The 19,547-nt window shown below is 47.4% G+C and carries 14 protein-coding genes; 10 read left to right on the top strand and 4 right to left on the bottom strand.

Annotated elements, in window-relative coordinates; genetic code table 11:
* Positions 1-10: 10 nt before the first annotated feature.
* The 3 genes from AC14M5_RS15375 to AC14M5_RS15365 all read left to right on the top strand — a co-directional run bounded on the left by AC14M5_RS15375 (position 11) and on the right by AC14M5_RS15365 (position 6,411).
* On the top strand, positions 11-2,065 hold the full coding sequence (locus AC14M5_RS15375; protein WP_484030568.1) for a winged helix-turn-helix domain-containing protein: 2,055 nt from the start codon (positions 11-13) through the stop codon (positions 2,063-2,065).
* A 150-nt stretch (positions 2,066-2,215) separates the two neighbouring features.
* Entirely contained in the window at positions 2,216-3,304 is a 1,089-nt protein-coding gene (locus tag AC14M5_RS15370; RefSeq protein WP_484030567.1) for a hypothetical protein, read from the top strand.
* Between the two features lie 2 nt (positions 3,305-3,306).
* Positions 3,307-6,411: a hypothetical protein gene (locus AC14M5_RS15365; RefSeq protein WP_484030566.1), complete on the top strand. Its 3,105-nt coding sequence runs from the start codon at positions 3,307-3,309 to the stop codon at positions 6,409-6,411.
* Here the strand turns inward: AC14M5_RS15365 and AC14M5_RS15360 are convergent.
* A complete protein-coding gene (locus tag AC14M5_RS15360; RefSeq protein ID WP_484030565.1) occupies positions 6,396-7,829 on the bottom strand; it encodes a phosphohexomutase domain-containing protein in 1,434 nt (477 codons plus the stop codon). The two genes, AC14M5_RS15365 and AC14M5_RS15360, sit on opposite strands and share 16 nt — an antisense overlap.
* A 33-nt stretch (positions 7,830-7,862) precedes the next feature.
* Between AC14M5_RS15360 and AC14M5_RS15355 the strand changes: the two genes are divergently transcribed.
* From AC14M5_RS15355 to AC14M5_RS15335, 5 genes are all read left to right on the top strand, one after another.
* Complete coding sequence (locus AC14M5_RS15355; RefSeq protein WP_484030564.1) at positions 7,863-8,519, top strand: D-glycero-alpha-D-manno-heptose-1,7-bisphosphate 7-phosphatase; 657 nt, start codon at positions 7,863-7,865, stop codon at positions 8,517-8,519.
* Positions 8,520-8,588: 69 nt separating this feature from the next.
* Positions 8,589-9,998 carry a hypothetical protein gene (locus tag AC14M5_RS15350; RefSeq protein ID WP_484030563.1) on the top strand — a complete coding sequence of 470 codons (1,410 nt, stop codon included), beginning with the start codon at positions 8,589-8,591 and terminating at the stop codon, positions 9,996-9,998.
* Positions 9,995-11,590, top strand: a complete 1,596-nt coding sequence (locus AC14M5_RS15345) for a hypothetical protein (RefSeq protein WP_484030562.1) — start codon at positions 9,995-9,997, stop codon at positions 11,588-11,590. The genes AC14M5_RS15350 and AC14M5_RS15345 overlap by 4 nt, the downstream gene beginning before the upstream one ends.
* A gap of 9 nt (positions 11,591-11,599) precedes the next feature.
* The gene (locus AC14M5_RS15340; protein WP_484030561.1) at positions 11,600-12,526 is read left to right on the top strand and encodes a pseudouridine-5'-phosphate glycosidase; all 927 of its coding nucleotides are present in this window, start codon (positions 11,600-11,602) and stop codon (positions 12,524-12,526) included.
* Positions 12,527-12,637: 111 nt separating this feature from the next.
* The gene (locus AC14M5_RS15335; RefSeq protein WP_484030560.1) at positions 12,638-13,024 is read left to right on the top strand and encodes an SRPBCC domain-containing protein; all 387 of its coding nucleotides are present in this window, start codon (positions 12,638-12,640) and stop codon (positions 13,022-13,024) included.
* A 133-nt stretch (positions 13,025-13,157) separates the two neighbouring features.
* Here AC14M5_RS15335 and AC14M5_RS15330 read toward each other — a convergent pair whose 3' ends face one another.
* Together AC14M5_RS15330 and AC14M5_RS15325 are read right to left on the bottom strand one after the other, a co-directional pair.
* Positions 13,158-13,646 carry a PaaI family thioesterase gene (locus AC14M5_RS15330; protein WP_484030559.1) on the bottom strand — a complete coding sequence of 163 codons (489 nt, stop codon included), beginning with the start codon at positions 13,644-13,646 and terminating at the stop codon, positions 13,158-13,160.
* A 103-nt stretch (positions 13,647-13,749) separates the two neighbouring features.
* Positions 13,750-14,631, bottom strand: a complete 882-nt coding sequence (locus tag AC14M5_RS15325) for a hypothetical protein (RefSeq protein WP_484030558.1) — start codon at positions 14,629-14,631, stop codon at positions 13,750-13,752.
* Positions 14,632-14,678: 47 nt separating this feature from the next.
* On the opposite strand from AC14M5_RS15325, the gene AC14M5_RS15320 reads away from it, so the two are divergent.
* Positions 14,679-15,524: an isopentenyl phosphate kinase gene (locus tag AC14M5_RS15320; RefSeq protein WP_484030557.1), complete on the top strand. Its 846-nt coding sequence runs from the start codon at positions 14,679-14,681 to the stop codon at positions 15,522-15,524.
* Positions 15,525-15,617: 93 nt separating this feature from the next.
* Positions 15,618-17,657, top strand: coding sequence for a formate--tetrahydrofolate ligase (locus tag AC14M5_RS15315; protein WP_484030556.1), 2,040 nt, complete (start codon positions 15,618-15,620; stop codon positions 17,655-17,657).
* Positions 17,658-17,758: 101 nt separating this feature from the next.
* On the opposite strand, the gene AC14M5_RS15310 is transcribed toward AC14M5_RS15315, so the two are convergent.
* A complete protein-coding gene (locus tag AC14M5_RS15310) occupies positions 17,759-19,495 on the bottom strand; it encodes a formylglycine-generating enzyme family protein (RefSeq protein WP_484030555.1) in 1,737 nt (578 codons plus the stop codon).
* Positions 19,496-19,547: the final 52 nt, after the last annotated feature.

The raw sequence follows: 19,547 nt of genomic DNA, 5'->3' as shown, positions 1-19,547 counted from the left end.
AAAAAAACCGATGCCAGATGAGAAGCAATACATTCGGATTTTCATAGGTTCTCCAAGAGATGTGCCCCAAGAAAGAAGTAACGCGTTCAAGGTCATATCATATACAAATGAGATACTTCAAGCATTCCAAAGATCGAAGGAGGGATTTCCCACACTTCCCTCGCTTCGAGCCGCCGGTTGGGAGGATGTTCCGCCCAATGCAGGCATTGCAAACGAAATTATTCTGGAACACTTTCCACCCGAACGAAGCGATATTTTCGTTTTTATTCTATGGAAGCGGCTTGGGACACCTCCTGGTACGCGAAGAAAAAATGGAACACAATATAGTTCTGGCACGCAAGAGGAATTTGAAAGGGCCTACGAAACATTTTTACAGAGCAAATCTCGGCGACCCGTTATTATGGTTTACAAGAAGGCTGATGACTTTTCAATCACAGGTTTAGACTCAAAGGATTTGGCGCAATTCAACAAAGTCTTAAAGTTTTTTGAAGAATGTAAACCCCGCGGCAAACATCCGGCACTAATACATTCTTTTAGGTCGAGCGAATTTGAGGAGACATTTCGCAAACATTTAATTGAAACCGTCAACGATTTAGTCGTAGAGCAGGAAAAACTAGAGGGCACGGATATCATATCGGTACTCGGGAGGCCTAGAGAGATTGATGTTGGAACAGGAAACGATACTACCTTATTAACCGAATGGCTTAACAAGAATAATTTAGCAGAAAATCCGTTCAAATATAATATGGCCGAAGAAGAAAATGATTCGACTAAGTATTATGTGCCTTCCACAGGGCTGTCGTTATTATCCAGCGAAATCACAAAAAGCAGGAAAAACTGGTTATTCTTCGGAGCAGAGGGAAGCGGTAAAACAGCATTAAGAAAATTCATTTCATCGAATTGTGCACCCGAACGTCTGTTATCAAAGACACTGGCAATTTCATATGAGATCAAAGATTTCCTGGATCTAATTACGCAAACAACCAACCCCGAGGAATTACTTTTGGGTGTTTCCAGAAAAATATTTATGTCGGCACTTGCAAGATCGGGAAGATTCAAGCAACATGCCAACGATTTTGACGGTTCGGAAATTGGTAATCTAAAGAACCCCACACGGATTTTTCAAATCTTGGGAAAAGAGCTATCAGAATATGAACAGGTGTTATGCCTGTTAGACATCACGCCTGAAGACAACGTGCCGTTGCCCAAATTAATTGAAATGCTGACAGGCTTAGTTCTTCTCCAAGCAGACAAGATTGGCTTCCGCCTTTTCTTACCCAAAAACCTGCGAAACAGATTCCTTATGCAGGAAAGGTATTTTGGAAAATGCGAGCTACGGGAAATAAAGTGGAATGACAAAGATCTCCAAGAGTTAATTAAACAAAGGCTGACCTTTTATTCTCCTAATAAAGTCAACCCCAACCAAGTTCTGGCTCGTTTATGTGAGCCCAAAAGCAAAATGAAATCTATAGATGAAGAAGTTATTCAACTTTCAGAGGGTATCCCGCGAGCAATCATCTGGCTGGCGAATGAGTTGTTCTTAGTACATTGCCAAAATGTGCCCATACCAACAATGATTGAATTACAGAGTTGGGAAAAGGTTCACCTAGAATGGCTTCGAATGGGCAGGAATCTGATAATCGGCCCGTCTGGTAACACAGAAACCTTCCTCGCTAGCGGAACAGAAGTGTATTTCAAAAATTCGGATCAACCACTAAAATTATCCAAACGCTCCAAACTCCTACTTAAACCGTTGGTGGAGGCGGAGGGAGAGATATGCTCCAAAGATGAATTAATCCATTCCGCCTGGCCCGAAGCTAACAGCGATGGGGTCACGGAAGCGGCAGTACGCGAGGCGATTCGGCGATTGAAAATCGAAATGGAAGAGAAAAACGGTCTTGATCCAGGCTGGATCAAGACGATACACGGCCAAGGCTATCAATTGTTGGATCCGCAAGGGAACATCGGAATTGGGGGTAACGCGACCAATTCGGTAATCATTACTGGGGATCACAACAAGGTTAACTTGCGCGTGGGAAAACGCGCTAACAAGGAGGATACATAGATGTCAAAGTCTCCACGCGCCAATTCGCTGATGGCATCCCGCTTGAATCTGATCGGAAAAATTCAAACTGCGCTCGGAAGGATGGGTGATCAGTCCAGTCCGCTCTTGCTGATTTTTTGGGGAAGCCGCGGGAGCGGTAAATCCACATTTTTGAAAGAAGCGGAACGAAGATTGTCCACAGAGGCCGACTTGGGGATCGCTGGACATTGGGATGTGGCCAACCCAAAATCTCGGGATTTGTCCAAGGCCATTCTCAAGGCTGTTGGAAACAGGAAATCGAAATACAAGGCGGTATTCCTCGACAATCTGGACATTCTGCTTAAGGATCCATCAGCCAGAGACTTTTTCGACTTCGAAAGTAATACCATTCTGCCGCTTATCGAAAGGGGCGATACGCTCATTCTAACCGGAAGCCAAGTTGAGTTAAGCCAATGGCAGGAATATGATGTGCGCCTTCGTGAGGAGAATCACCAGATTGGACCTTTGAGTCCCGATGAAATCAGAGAAATGGTCGAGGGAAGGAAATTCGATGCTGAAACTGTTTACAAACTTACATTTGGCCACCCGAAATTACTGGAGAAGGTTCAGGAGCATCCAAAATGGACCGAAAGGGAAACTGCGCGCTTCGCATACAATTACTTTCTGGAGGAATTTCCAAACGAAACCAGGGAAATCGCCCAAATGATCAGTTTGTTTCCAGCCTTCAATGTATACATCTTGCGGAAAGTTCAGGGAGATGCAAATACGGAAGATGACGGCCTGTTGGATCACTACAATAATCAGATTAATGAATTGACGCGCCGCTGGATCGTTCATTTTGATACAGAAAGTGGCGCATACCGTTTCACCGACAACGCCATCCGGCGCCTCCTTGCATTAAATTTTTCTTTGAGCCATCCTAAACAATTTAACGACATACAAGATGTCGCAGCAATATATTTTCAGGAAGAAGCTAAAAGCGCTTCTTTTCTGCCTCAACTGATTGTCAGTGCAATTTATCATCAGGCCCAGGCCAGCCGGGCGCAAAGCCCAAACAAACGCGGTGCTTACTGCACCAAATGGGTTCAATCCATGCGGGATTACTGGAACGGCGCAAGCTGGAGACAGGTGATTGACCGGTGGGAAAACGGCGATGGAGATCCTGAACTAAAACTCGAGATTTTATCCCTAATTGGTGATAAGTATCATAAGAAAATCTCCGAAATGTTCTCCACATATAAAAAGGAAATGGAGGCGTAATCATGAAACAACATTTTCCGTGGGTCAGCCGAGGTTCGGCGAAAGAAATTTACAATGATATTCTGTCCAAAAGGCACGATGGAAATAAAGGAGTGACGATTTATCTTATTAAGGCATCGGCAGGAGCAGGAAAAACCTTTCTAGCAAGGGATATTGGAACGCGGTTGGGAAGCATAGATGGTTACGAACCGAGTGGCAAGGATGGGGTTTTATGGTCCGGCATATTGGACCTCTATGATCCAGACACAAACAATAACCGAAGCATCGAGCGGTTGTTGATCCGCGCCTTTTCCCAACATGCGGATGATTTTAAGAATTATCTGGATGAAAGAAGAATCTATGTCAAACTGTCAACAGGAGGTACAGGAGGGCCGCCTCTTGAGGACCAGCGTCGGATCGTGGAAAGAACATTTTCATCTGATATCCGAAAACTCGCTGAGGAAAATCATCTCGTATGGGCATTCGACACGATCGAAAGGCTGCAAAGCGCGCTCGACCCAACTGAAGCGGAACTGGGGGAAATGGGGAACATTGAAGACACCTCATCGGTTACCGGCTGGCTATTGGATCAGATTACGCGCCTCACTAATACCACCATCCTTCTTTTTGGAAGACCTGCGGATCGCTTTGAGGCCCGCTTAAGAACCGCCATTGATGAGGCGAATTTTAACAGAGACAGGGCCTCAGGAAGAATCAATTTCGTATCGAAGGATCTATCAGTTCTTTCGAAGGAAGAGGCTGAAGGTTTCTTCGCGTTCCGAGAACAAGATTATCCCAACTTGAAAAAAATTCTAACTGATGAAATGAAGACCGTTCTGCTGGAGCGAACGAAATACAATCCCCTATTGCTGGATATTGCCTTGCAAGCCATTCTCGCAACCGGCAAGTTCGATGAAATCCGTCAAAAGATCGAAAGTAAAGGAGACGCGAAAGAAGCCGGGAAAATGCTTTTGAAGATCTACATGGATCACAGTGCCTCTACGAGAAGAACCATCCTGAGCCATCTTGCACTTGCTAGAAATGGTCTCTCTCCCGAGTTGCTCGCGGCGCTGGAACCTACGAATTTCAAAAACCTCGAAGAGGAATTGAAGGAGTTCTCCAAACTGCCTTTTGTGAAAACAAGGCGATTGTTCACAAAACTCTCTCTGTCAAAAAAGCCAACCCTGCATATTACCTACTTCCTTCATGATGCCATGTATGCAATTTGTGACATGGGGTTGCTGAAACCAGTTCAGGCGAGGGAAGATTCCAAAAAAATCGTTGCATGGTATGACAAAGAAATAAAAAGTACACCGACAGCGGAAGCCAGAGCAGAAAGCACCGAAAGTACGGAAAGAAAAGACGACCCATTATCGGATCTGATGGTTGAGTCGCTGTTTTATCGGTTGAGGGTCAACCCGAAAAGCGGTTATTTATGGTATCTCGAACAGGCAGATTCCGCTTTTCGAATGGTCAGGACCGGCTTTGAAATGCGACTGCGGGATGCTATGGCTCAATTCGCGGTCAACGCCAACCCGAAAGCAAAGGAGGATTCTGCCAGCAGTGAGATTGATCGCGAAAATATCAAAATTCTCATGCCAGATCTATGGCAACAATTCCAGATTGATAGCGCCATGATGTGGGTTCGCCGCTTATCCTTCCGCGGCCGTCACCAGGATGCAATCCAGGTAGCCGAAAAGGCTGTCTGGGCCAAAGAGAATTACAGAAAACACAAGGACCTGTATTATTCCTCGTATGCTGAATTGGGAATTTGGAAGGCGCAATCCCTGATGTATCTGGGAAAGATCAAGAAAGCCATCGAGGTCTACAAGGAAAACCTGGATATCCTTGAACATTTTGACCTAAAAAAGCTGAATGAAATTAAGAAGAATCTTGGAGATTATGAATTAAAGCGTATTTGCTTTGTTAAAGGACGAACGCACAATAACCTCGGCTACACTTATTGGATGTATCTAGGAAAAAACAAAGCCGCCCTCTTGGAACTTTCAGAGGCGCTGAACTATTTTGAATTTGCGAAGCTGACGGATGAGGAAGCCACCACGCTCGACAATATGGGACGCATCCATTCCGCATTATGGCACCAACCCCCTGCTGAACTTCATATTGAGGAGGGATTGAAAAAACGCAAAGCAGATAAGTCCAGGTACCGTGTCGCCCTCAGCCAGATATCGCTAGCCAGCATCCTGCACAGGTTCGGAAATTCCCACGAGGCTCTGGACAATGTAAACGCCGCCTATGAAACATTCATGAGCATGTCTGTCGAGCGCGGTAAAGGACTGGCTTTTCTTACGCGGGCAATGATCCAGCGCAGTATGGCCGAAGCCGGGCCACAACATGGACTTAGTCTCGAAAAATCAATCGAAATCACCCATGCCGCCATTTCTGACCTGAACAATGCGCTGCGAATTTTCAGGGTCTCGGTCCAGGAAACAATCCGCTATGTTTATGCTTTAAACGAAATGGGGGCATGCTTTCGCTGTCTCTACCTACTTCAAACGCAGGGCAACTTTCCCAGAAGGACCAGACAGGTCACTCTAAGGGAGAGCGCTTATTACTTCAACGAATCAGTCAAGATCGCGGAAAAACTCGATTACTTCATCGAAAGGTTAGACAGCAAGCAAGATCTGGCAGTGCTGTATTTCCGCGCTCTAGAGCACGAGAAAGCCTTATTGGAACTGAACGAAATCATTACTGAAATACCGAAGGAGTATAAACTGGTTCCAAACGCCAGGCCGAAACTAATTCCAGACGAGGAAGTCACAGATGCATATTTCAAATTGATGGGGCAGGTTGAATCATTGATCGGTGCCATTGTCTTTGATCGGCAACTGAAATCAAAGATCAATTTACATACTTCCCTAGAGGCGCTGGAACACTATCTGCTCTCTGTTGCGTATTACTATCGCTATTCCTCTGTATCCTCCAACACCTACACAAAAACGACAGAACGCATTTACAAACGCTTCAGTCAATGTGACAGGAGCATAGTAAAACAATTGTCTAAGCACGTGGACAATCTTATCGAAAAATATCGCATCCCACCGGAATGGGCCAAACCCCTGTTCAACCAGGTTTTCATCATGCTGGGAGTTTATCCTGGCAAGTGAATATGCCCGCCATCCACACAGTCGAGAATTTCGATTGGCTGGTTTATGGAATTCAACTCTTTTTGAACATGACGAGCTACCTGCCGCGTCAACTCCGCGAGAACATGAATGGGAGTCTCTAACGCCTCGATCATGACTCGGTAGGAAGGCTCCGTACTGGCTGGCCGACACTCGAGACGGGATAAATCCGGAACCTGTTGCCGAATCATTTCTAGAAGGTCATTCAATCCCGGTATTTGTTCCGCATCCAACAATGTACGTTTGTGCAGGGATATGGAGGTATTCACTTGTGGCCATTTTCGAAGCCCACCCATTAAATCGCCGATTTCCCCTTTGGGCGTGGTCGCCAATTCGTTCAGAATCCATAAGGCAGTTCTCAGCCCATCTCCCGTGATTCTCTTCTTATCCGTGCGGATAATGATATGACCCACTTGCTCTCCCCCTAAGGTTAAACCTCCGTTCAGCAACGCGTCCGTGATGTGTCTGTCCCCGTTCCTTACAGCTACTGTTTCAATATTGTGCCGCTTCAAGTGCTTCTCAAGGCCGCTATTGCTCATCTGGGTAATGACGACCTTGTCACTCTTCAATCTGCCTGATTGTTTCAAGTCAAGTGCCAACATGGCAAGGATCATATCGCCGTCAAAGAACTTACCATCTCTATCAATGAATGCCACACGATCCCCATCTCCGTCCAACGCAATGCCAAAATCGCAACCATGTCGCTTGAAAAAGCCAGCAAAATCCCTGGGAGCATGTCTCGCGTGCTCTGAGCCGGCCCGCCTATTTATGTTGGTTCCGTTAGGCGAAACATTTACAGAGAGTGGTTTCATACTCAATTTCGAAAGTATTTTTTCTCCCACAATCGACGCGGCGCCATTGGCATAGTCAATCGCGATTTTCTTATCCAGTTTGAAAGAAGGATATTCCGCAATCAATTCATGAATATAAATATCTATAAGTTTCTCACTTTTAACAACTGGCGCTGGTAAACGACCAATTCGTTCGGGTAGTTGACCGAAAAACAATTCCTGTAACAAGCGTTCACCTTCATCATCTACTTTCCTGCCATGTTCGTTAAAGATCTTGATCCCGTTTTCAACGACGGGCAGGTGCGAACCAGATATTGAAATGCCCCCGCAAAAAACCCCCGTATGAATGATTAAGAAAGATATGGCGGGTGTGGTGATGATTCCAGCGTCGACCACTCGCACTCCTCCCCGCGTCAACCCCACGACCAGATGTTGCTTGATCCGTTCTCCTGATTCGCGCGTATCCCGCCCGATTAAAATCTCCGGGCTGGGGAAAAATTCCCTCCACCAAACCGCCAGCGCCATCCCCAACCGTTCCAAGGATTCCGATGATAAAATCCCATGGTCAATTCTGCCTCGTATTCCATCTGCACTGAATAATTTGTCCATTTTGCCCTCAAAAAGTATTATACAACTTTTAACATGAAAAATACCCGTATACAAAGACCCAAAAGCAGGTTTATTCCTGATGATGTATTCAGTGAAGATTTAAATTTGGAATTGCTCAATCAAAAAAGATATGTCAATAAGGCGATTTTTCTTGATCGTGATGGAACTATTAATGTAGAACGAGGCTATCTATTGGATCCAACTGACGTTGAACTCAATCCATCAGCAGGCGAGGCGATGCATATTCTTAATGAGCTGAATATACTGACCATTGTGATAAGCAATCAAGCCGCTATCGACAAAAAACTTTTAACAGTGGATCAACTTGAAAAGATAAATGAAAAATTATGGAATGAACTCTCAGGCACAGGTGCACATTATGACGCCTTCTACTATTGCCCTCACAGCCCTGAGGTAACCCCAGAATGCCTTTGTAGAAAACCAAGGCCGGGATTGATCCTGAAAGCCGCAAAAGACTTTAATATTGACTTAAATTCATCTTTTATGATCGGGGATAAACTTTCCGATATTGAAGCAGGGCAATCAAGCGGATGCAAAACCATACTCCTGCTGAGTGGACACGGAAAAAAAGCTCGCAAGATTCTAGATGACGATCACAGCACCTCACCGGATTTTATTTGCCAAAATCTTGGAGAGGCAATTGCATGGTTATTGCCAAATATTTCCTAGCATCAACAAGTCCATCCCCCATAACTCCGATTGCCACTTTGCCCGATTCTGCTTTAGAATCGGCTTAAGATGAGAAAACTCTTTAGTGGATTCGGTTCGATATTACAGACGCCCGTCGGTGTCATTCTGGTTACAACGGTCATCTGGCATGGTGTTCTTTGGGGACTAGGAATTTCTTTTAGTTATTACGTCAGCATCGCCATACTTATCTTTGACGTAATCTTTGCCTTCTATCTGCTGGATCGGTTGATCTACTTCTTTTCCCAATTTGTTCTGCCAATTCAAAACCCAAAAGACAGGCAGGAGATCTATTCACGGGTAAAGATCTTCGAATCAGGTGAACGCGGACCAACACTTTTTATCAAAAACGGACGTGTGATCAAACATGCGGCTGAAGCAGAGAAACGCGGCCCCGGTGTGATCGTGCTGGATACTGCCAGCGCGCTTGTTTTACGAACAGATACCGAAATTACCAGCACAGTTGGGCCTGGGATCAAATTCACAAAGGAGAATGAATATATCGCAGGGAGTGTCGATCTTCGGGCACAGTGGCAGTTCATCGGTCCGCTTGTGAGCGAGCAATCTTTCCTAAAGCCCACGCAAACATCATCCCAAAAAAGTTATGACGATTTGCAAAGCCGCCGCCAGCAAACCAGCGGACAAACGCGCGATGGCTTTGAAGTATCCCCGACCATCAGCATCAAATTCAGCATTAAACGTCCCATCAAAAAAATGCCGTCTGAAAGCGGCGTGACTTCACAATACGGATTTGATCCTACCTCTGTGCGCAACGCGATCACCCGTGAAGTGATTCGGCTTGGCACCGCAGATAGCAGCCAGACCCGTATGGATTGGAACAGACTGCCTGCGCACCTGGTTGTGAATCTCTGGCGTGAATATATTCGTAAATTCAAACTTGAAGAGCTGTTTGCAACCGGGGGTGTCAGCGGCCTGCAAACCATTGAAGATATGATCAACAAACGGGTTAGGCAGGAAAATGTGGTGGCAATGAACGACACCGGCGAACCGACAGGAGAGTGGCTGGAGAGCCTGGAATACAAGCAACTCAAAGCGCGCGGACTTGAGATCATGGAAGTGCGCATCCATAACATCCTGTTTGACCCGGTTATGGAAGAACAGTTCATCCAGCAGTGGAGCGCAGAGTGGATGAAGATCGCTAAAGAGGAGGAAAAATATCTGCACGACAAGGAGGCGTTGATCGAAAACGCCGCGCGCGAAGAAGCCAGTAAGAACTTTGCGAAGATCGCATCGCAAAAATTCGACAACCCAATTGCACCGCCGCAAGATGCATTCTCAACTCTTATGAACCTGATCGAGCCATTCAAGGAATCCATCCTTAACGAGAGCCGCCCCAACGATGAAATGGAAACAGAATTAAGAAAACTGGATGAAATCTGGAAATGGCTGTTGGTTAACAAAGTTGACCGCATCGAAAGACAGGATCGGAAAAACCAATGAGAAGACCTGTGCAACGCGACGAGATCGCATCCCTGCTCTTTGGCCTTACGGATAAAAGCGTGCAGTTCAGGAACAGATGGCGAGGTATTGCCAGTCTGGCTGTCTGGTTTATACTGAGCGGTTTTACCATGCTGCTCCACATCTTTGCCGTGGAAAACAGATTACACGCTGCAATCGTCATCGGCTTGAGCTTTGTAAAATATATTCCTCTTTTGGTCGTTGTTTACAGCCTCTCCAAAAACATGGCCACTTACTACCTCGCTGATATATTTGAATTGCCTGATGAAACCATCGCATCCGACTTCCTTGAAGAAGTTACCTTCGGCTACAGCCATGAACACATCACGATCAACGAAGGCAGGATTACCGAAAGAGATGAAACATCGCCCATCATCCTGATTGGCGGCCCGGGCACGATTCAGGTGAATTTGGATAGTGTGGCCTTGCTCGAAAGAGTGGATGGTGAACCAGAGGTTATCACCCCGCGCAGTGAACCCTGGAAACTCGGTAGGTTTGAGCGTATTCGCGAGATCGGCAAACATGACGAAGTAGGCAAACGCGAGTATGCCATCATCAATCTGCGCGACCAGTTTGTCAGCGGGCTGTCAGTTAAGTCACGCACGAAAGATGGCATCCCGATTGAAGTGCAAGGCATCAAAATAATTTTCAGCATCCTGCGCAAGCAGCGCGAAAAAGAAGATGAAAATGACGACCTGGAAGATACATATTTATTAGACGAACGCGCCGTCCATGCACTCGTATATAACCAAATGATTATCACCCCGGAGCCATCCAGCCCGTCCGGTATTACCTTCCCTTGGGATACGACCGCGATTCCGCTCGTTCTCTCCGAATTGGAAAGATTGATCACCTTAAGTACCCTCAGTGAAATCCTTGCCAGCATTGGTCAAAAGGAAATCGATATCGTCTCTCAAAACAACGAGACCATCGCACAAATGCGGGTTGAGATGACAGGCCAGCAAACAGTGACAAACATGAAGCAGGAATCTCATGCACCAAATTTTGTCTCCCGCTCAAAGATCACATCACAATTCTTCAAGCCTGAGTTCAAAGAAAAAGCCGCGAAATTGGGAATCACTATTGAATGGATAGACATCGGCACCTGGCAATTGCCATCCAACCTAATCCTTGACAAACACAAGGAAGCCTGGAACCTCTTGCGTGAAAATGAAAAAAGACGCAGTTCAGTTGAACAATCGAGAAAAAAGCATGAGATGGATGAACTGATTCAAATGATCAACAGTGTCATCATCACAAATTTCGAAAAACCCACGACAACCCGCAAGTTCACTGATAAAGAACTTGAGGAATACGATAAATTGGTTAAGGCAAACCCCGCACTCGCCAACAACCCCAATTTTACGCGCCAGTTCCTACAGCAGGCGACTACCATCAAAGACACGAACAACCTTGCAATGGAAATGTTAAGAGCCTTCCGCAAGGAACTGCTTGCCGCAAGAGTATTGATCCAAAAAGAAAATAGATCATCCATTGAAAAGCAGGCTGAACTTGCCATGATCGAAAAAGCCCTGCTGGATATATCGCATCACACATCTCATTACATAACATAAAGAACATTAATGAAACATCCCAACCTTCAACTCTCTCCCGAAATCTCTCGCGCTCTCAGCCTGGGCGCGCCCATTGTTGCCCTCGAATCCACCGTCATCACACACGGGCTTCCCCACCCGCAAAACCTGCAACTTGCACGGGATATGGAAAAACAAGTACGCGACCACGGCGCGACTCCTGCCACCGTTGCCTTACTGGATGGAAAGATTCGCATCGGCCTCTCCGACGCAGAATTGATTCGGCTTTCTGATTCTAATTCCCCTCTGAAAGTGAGTCACCGTGACTTTGCTACAGCCATCGTCAAAAAAGCGGATGGCGGCACCACAGTCGCAGGGACAATGTTTGCCGCGCACATGGTTGGTATCAGAGTCTTTGTCACAGGTGGCATCGGTGGTGTACACAAAGAATCACCCTTCGATATTTCAACAGACTTACATGCTCTGGCTGAGATTCCCATGCTCGTTGTATGTGCAGGCGCGAAAGCGATTTTGGATCTGCCTGCTACACTTGAATATCTTGAAACGGTGGGAGTTCCAGTCATCGGCTACAAAACGGATGAATTCCCCGCTTTCTACTCACGCGAAAGCGGACTTGGTGTAAGCGCCAGATTAGACTCCCCCAAAGAGATCGCGGAATTTGCCAAAGCACATTGGAACTTGGGTATGAAGAGCGGAGTCCTCGTGACGAATCCAATTCCAGAAACGGAATCAATTTCAAAGTCCGAGATGGAACCGATCATTGCCAAAGCCTCCACTGAGGCCATAGAGCAGGGCATCCACGGGCAGAAACTAACTCCGTTTTTATTAGGTCGCATTAGTGAATTAACGAAAGGAAAATCGCTCAAGGCAAACCTCGCATTGTTATTAAACAATGCAAGGCTCGCCGCGGAAATTGCGAAAGAAGTGAATATCAAAAAGAAAGAATGGGTGATTTAGCCATGTCATTGCGAGGGCGCTCTTGCTCTTCGCCCGAAGCAATCTCCAACACGATGATGAGATTGCTTCATCGGGCTAGTGCCCTCCTCGCAATGACGAAGAGGAAGCAATATGAAAAACGAATTCACCGTTACGGTTACGTTCAACACAAGCACAGAAAAAATCTACAGAGCATGGCTCACAACACAAGGCCACACTGCGATGACGGGCAGCCCCGCCAAAGTTGATGGCCGCGTGAACGGCGATTTCACGGCCTGGGATGGCTACATCTGGGGAACATTTCTGAATTTAGAAGAGAATAAGAAGATCGTCCAAACCTGGCGTACCTCAGAATTCCCCGAAGAAGCCGACGACTCACACGTTGAAATTTCATTGAAAGAGATGAACGGCCAAACAAAACTGACGCTTATCCACACGAACATCCCCGAAGGACAAGAAAGTTACAGACAAGGCTGGGATGATTTTTACTTTAAGCCAATGAAGGAATATTTTGGGTGAGAAGTAAAAAGTGAGGAGTAAAAAGTAACCAGAAGGAAGGTGCGAGTGCCTCGCACCTCACGCCCACCCCGAAGGCCCAAATTGAAAACTCAAAGCATTATTGCCCTGCCACTACTTACTAATCTCTAATTCTCTAATCTCTATCCCTCAACAACTCCCTCACCAATTCATCCGGCACCTGCACAGCGACCAATTCTCCGCGCACGGTGATCACTCCATTAACCACAATCCATTCATCGATCACCACTTTACGCCCTTTCACTTCCTTCACCTTCCCACGTACTTCCAGCCTGGGGCCAAGAGGTGTAGGTTTGAGATAATCCACATGCAATGAAGCGGTGAGGTAACGTAAAGGCGGCTCTGTATCCATGGCGCGGTTTTCGGCGCGGTAGCCTGCCGCAGCGGCTGTGCCTGTGCCATGACAATCTATCAATGATGCCAGTAGGCCGCCATAAACGTAGCCGGGGATGGCAGTGTGAAATGGTTTGGGCTGAAAATACGCGACTGATTCTTCGCCCTCCCAATGACTTTTTATCTGATGCCCCAACTCATTCAGGCTTCCACAGCCATAACAATGCGCCATGTGATCGGGATAGTAATCTTGAAATGCTTTTTCTATCATGTTGTTCGCCTTTTGAAAGAGAAATTTATACCCTGATGAACAGAGATAAACAGGGATGGAATCCGCAATCTTTGTTTATCGTTGTTCATCTCTGGTGAAAGAATTATGGGGTTGAAGTGGGCGTAAAAGTCGGAGTGCCTGTCGCGGTTGGGGTTCTAAGGTTTTCCAAGACCACAAAACGTCCCACCACTTTCCAGTCGTAGCCCATGAATATTTGCACTTCATATTGACCGGCCTGCCAACCGCCAACAGGGGATGAGCATTCTGTATAACCGCCAATGCCGCCTGTGCCGCCATCCCAGGGTTCGGTTTCATAACAAACCAATTGAGCATTACGATACCAGAGCGCAGTCCATTGCACGCCGGGAATGGTGTTGTTGTAATCAAAGCCACCATACATTGATTGAATCGGAAGCTCAAACACAGTCTTCGGGTTGATCGGATTCAACCCATCAAACTCTGTTGAAAATTGAATCGCTGTAAACACCGCATCTGGATTCGGTGTGATCGGCCCTTCAAACAAAGCTTCAATTGCAACGGGCAAAAAGGGCGTGAGTGTTAATGTAGGCGTATCAGAAACAGATGGGGTCAAGGTTTGAGTTGGCGGGACGGTGATCGTCGGCGTCAACGTGATGGTTGGCGTCAGTGTAATCGTTGGGGTCAGGGAGGCTGTGGGAGATGGCGGGAAATATTGATAGACCAGCGGCTCGCCATAAAATGGAAGCCAATAGGCGCATCCCAGCAGGGCTATTGCAAAGAAAAATAATCTCCAGGCCGTCACGTTATAACGCTTGCGCAAACTATAGAACGATAATTTTCGCGCGGTCTGCATGGTCTTGATCGCAGCACGTATCGAATAATAAGCAGCAACAACCGCTAATATGGCAAGAGTGATCACGCCTGCGCGAATATCCATAAAGCGATTATAGCATGTGGATACCGGCGAGACTTCGGAAGTCTTTTTTAGCGAACGCGATGAGGACATTACTGAAAAGACTTCCGAAGTCTGGTTAATAGTGGTAAAACTTGAACATGATAAAAGAAATCGTGCTTCTCAAACTGGGCGGATCACTCATCACAGACAAAGAGACTCCCTACACCCCAAGATTGGATAAATTAAAAGAACTCGCACAGGAAATAAAAACGGTTCTGGATTCAAGCCCGGAACTGCTACTGATCCTTGGGCATGGTTCTGGCTCATTCGGACATGTTGCTGCGAAAAAGTATGGCACTCGCGAAGGAGTTACCCCCCTCTCCATCTCCCCCCATTTGCTTCGCAAATGGGGGGAGATGGAGAGGGGGTATTGGAAAGGCTTTGCCGAAGTTCGTTTTCAGGCAGCGGAATTAAATCGCTACGTAATGGAGTCTCTCTTCAATGTTGGTGTGCCAGCCATTTCATTTCCGCCATCTTCTTCGATGGTCTCAAATGATCGAAAAGTCATTCATCATAATGTATTGGCTATACGCAAAGCACTAGATGTCCACCTGCTACCCGTTGTTTACGGCGATGTGGCATTTGACGAGAAACTCGGAGGCACAATCCTTTCTACAGAAGATGTCTTTACATTTCTGGTTGAGCAATTCTCCCCCTCACGCATATTACTGGCTGGGATCGAAGCTGGTGTGTGGGAAGACTTCCCAGCCAGGACAAAACTGGTGAAGCAGATTCAACTGTCGGATTATGAAAAGATGCGGGCAGGCATTGGCGGCTCGGCGAGTACCGATGTCACTGGCGGGATGAAAACCAAAGTGGAGGAAATGCTTGCATTAATCCAACGAACGAATGGGTTGACAGTGCAAATTTTTTCAGCAGAAGAAAATGGATCTCTGGAGCGCGCATTACGTGGGGAAAATGTTGGCACCCTCTTAACGATTTGATATGACAAAAATATGACGAACAACTCTTGCTTTTTTCATCGATTATTAAGATAATAGATAGGCAATAATTATATATAATTTCAAGGAGATTCTATGGCAACCAATGCAAAGTCCACGAAGAAAAGTGCGAGGGCAAAAGCCAGGCCGGCATCCTCCACGAAGGGAAAGAAAGTTGTTTCAAAGAAGGTGACAGTGAAAAAGGCCATCGTTAGAAAAGCCACTCCCGCCAAAGCAAAAGTGACTTTCAAGCCGACGAAATTAAAACTCGTCCGCCCTGTGCCATCAGATATTGAGATTGCACAAGCTGCAAAACTTAAACCCATTATGCAGATCGCCGAAGAACTTGGCATTCGCGAGAATGAACTTGAATTATTCGGGCCGTACAAAGCCAAGGTCAAACTTGAGATTCTGGAACGCCTCAAGAGTCGGCCGAACGGAAAATACGTTGACGTGACCGCCATTACTCCCACTCCGCTTGGTGAGGGGAAAAGCACCACGATGGTAGGGTTGAGCCAGGCATTGGGCGCTCATTTGGGCAAGCGGGTCTTTACGTGTATCCGCCAGCCCAGTCAGGGCCCCACATTCGGCATCAAGGGCGGCGCCGCAGGCGGCGGATATTCGCAAGTGATCCCCATGGAAGATTTCAACCTCCATCTGACAGGTGACATTCATGCCATCACCGCGGCGCACAATTTGACAGCAGCCGCTTTGGATGCGCGCGTAATGCACGAAAAAACGCAGGATGATGAAAAGTTGTTCAACGCGCTGTGTCCTGTTGATAAGAAAGGCAATCGCAAGTTCTCCCCCACCATGCTGCGCCGATTAAAAAAACTCGGCATCAACAAAACCAATCCCAATGACCTGACACCCGAAGAACGCAGCCGTTTCGCTCGTCTTGATATTGATGAGTCCACCATCACCTGGCGCCGCGTTGTGGATATCAATGATCGTATGTTGCGCGAAATACAAGTTGGCCTAGGCAAGGATGAAGCAGGCCATGAGCATCGCTCTGGCTATGACATTACCGTCGCTTCTGAGATCATGGCTGTGCTGGCTCTCACTACAGACCTTGAAGATATGCGTGAACGCTTTGGCAAAATGGTTGTAGCTACGAACAAACGCGGCGAAGCTGTTACCGCTGAAGACCTCGGCGTCGCTGGCGCAGTGACTGTTTTGATGAAGGACGCCATCAAGCCGAACTTGATGCAAACTCTTGAGGGCACTCCCGCCTTCGTTCATGCGGGACCGTTTGCCAACATCGCACATGGGCAGTCATCGATCATCGCTGACAGGATTGCGCTCAAGCTTGCGGATTATGTCGTCACCGAATCTGGTTTCGGCGCAGACATCGGCATGGAAAAATTCTTCGATATCAAATGCCGCTACTCTGGCTTGATCCCGCAAGTGGTTGTGATGGTTGCAACCGTCCGCGCGCTTAAGATGCACGGAGGCGGGCCGAAGGTAGTGGCTGGCAAACCGCTTGCGCCCGAATATACAGATGAGAACCTCGACCTTCTGCGCGCAGGGCTGACCAACCTCGAGCGTCACGTACAAAACGCGCTCAAGTTTGGTGTAAACGTGGTCATCGCAGTGAATTCATTTGCCTACGACACCAAAGCCGAAGTGGAACTTATCCGCGAGGCCGCGCTGAAGATGGGCGCGATGGATGCAGTCGTCTCCACACACTGGGCAGATGGCGGCGCAGGCGCGAAGAAACTGGCTGAGGCTGTGGTAAAAGCCGCAGAGATGCCCACCAATTTCAAGTTCCTGTATCCGCTGGAAATTTCCATCAAGGAAAAGATCGAAACGATTGCACGCGAGATCTATCGCGCCGACGGTGTGGATTATTCCCCCGAAGCCGAAGAACAGATCGCGCGCTACAATCGCCTCGGCTTTGATAAATTGCCGATCTGCATGGCGAAGACCCACCTCTCCTTTACCACCGATGCATCCAAAAAAGGCGCACCCACCGGCTTCCGCATCACAGTACGCGAGATCCGCGCTTCGGTTGGTGCAGGTTTCCTATACCCGATCCTCGGTGACATGAGAACCATGCCCGGTCTGCCCACCCGCCCGGTCTTTTATGATATTGACCTCGATTTAAAGACTGGCAGAGTAGTCGGGCTGTTCTAACAAACTTACAATAACTACGCTATAGATATAGAAGGGACTCAACCAAACGTTGAGTCCCTTTTGCTAACAGGTGCTCTGAATTATCTACGCAATATCTAGCCCTATGGCTTGTTCCCGAGGCAAGTGCAACTTACGGGGTCTAGAACATTACCATTGGTACAGGTTAAATTACATCCGCCGCTTCCGGGATCACCACCATCATTACCTCCGGGGACAGGCGTCACTATAAAATCTTCGCAATCGATATAGGAGACAACAACATCGGTGCAGGATTCGGTTTCAATAAGCATTGGAGAACAAAAGCCAAGCTTATTCATATAATCACCGGGCCCACAACCGGGGTAATTCCCTGCGCTGGGAGCTGCACAACATCCGGCTTGTGGATCAAACACAAAGCCAGCCATACACGTTGCGCCGGTCACAGGTGTTCCCACACAACCCGGAACAGCAGCATCCCAATATGTTCCCGCAGGACAATATTCACCTTGTGCAGATTTCGGGCTCATATCAGCGCAGGCTGGGTAGTTGGGGTTTCCATCCAGATTGCCTGAAGTCCACCCATCTGGGCAGCCGGGAGCTTCGCCAACAGGTAGAGAGATTCCTTCACCATCCCAGGCACATATCCAACCTTCAAGCGGGGTATATCCCAAGGGACATTCCAACTCGCTGGGGGCAGGGAGATTCGTACACTCACCACACATAGACATTACTTTGTCTACCTTGCCCGGGCCGCAAGTAAATATGCTTTCTCCGTTGACCTCTCCCCCATAGTGACAAAGGGAACTCTTATCCGTAGACGACAACTCACCCGAAGTAACAAAAATATTAACGTAGGAATTATCATTCGCGCAGAATGATCCGCCAACTTCATACTTGGGCGGCTCGCAATTTAAGGAGCTTGAACCGCCTGCGGACTGTTTAACCCCAATCGCGCTGACCTGGCAGAACGGAAGTTGTATTTGAGGTTCCTGAACTACACAGCGGAAGCCCACATCCTCTCGGAATTTCTCAGGTTCCATATACAAGCGGCGCGCAAGGGCTATATCCGAAGAAAAAGAGAAATAGCTGCTGGAGCGTAAACCACGCAAAGTTCCAGCCTCTGGCCCTTGAGGATCCTGAACCGGCGAAACCGGATAATAAGCAGGGTCGTACCAATCATGCACCCATTCAAAAACGTTACCAGCCATGTCAAAGACACCATAATAGGAATTCCCCGACGGGTATTGCCCGCTATCTGCTGGAAACCCTACACAGTTATCAAAATTGAGCAGGTCACATGATGGATTTGCATCACCCCAGGGAAAGAGCCTGCTTTCAGGGCCGCGTCCGGTCTTTTCCCATTGGGCTTCAGTTGGCAAACTTCCCTGGATCCATGTGCAATAAGCATCGGCTTGCTGCCAGTTGATTCCACTGACTGGCACCTCGGCCAAAGCAGGTTCTTCAAGGGCAAGGGCGCGCTTGGCATCTAATGGAGCAGAGCATTGTCCGTTGGAAACACAAAGGGAGTATTGACGATTGGTTACTTCACCTTGTTGTATCCAAAATGATGACAAGCCGACTGTATGAATCGGGTTATCAGCACCATCCGCCCCCATGTTGAATTCACCTTCTGGAACATATGCGATCACACTTCCATCCACCCATAACATGGTTGTCCCCGCAACCGGGCCAGGGATCGAAACCTGAACTACAGGGCTATCCACCCCCGTGGGGGTTACCGGTGTGGATTCCTCTACAGCCGGGCCCGGATTCACCTGACTCTCCCCACCACCACAAGCAGACAAAACCATCGTACACAATACAACTACCCCTAACAAAATGAACCTGAATTTTTTCATGAATATCTCTCTTCCAAGGGAGTGGGTTGAACTTTAGTAAGTTTATCAGGTT

The sequence above is a fragment of the Candidatus Villigracilis sp. genome (genome assembly GCF_057083605.1).
The sequence above is the reverse complement of the archived record's forward strand: the minus strand, read 5'-3'. Positions and strand labels throughout refer to the sequence as shown.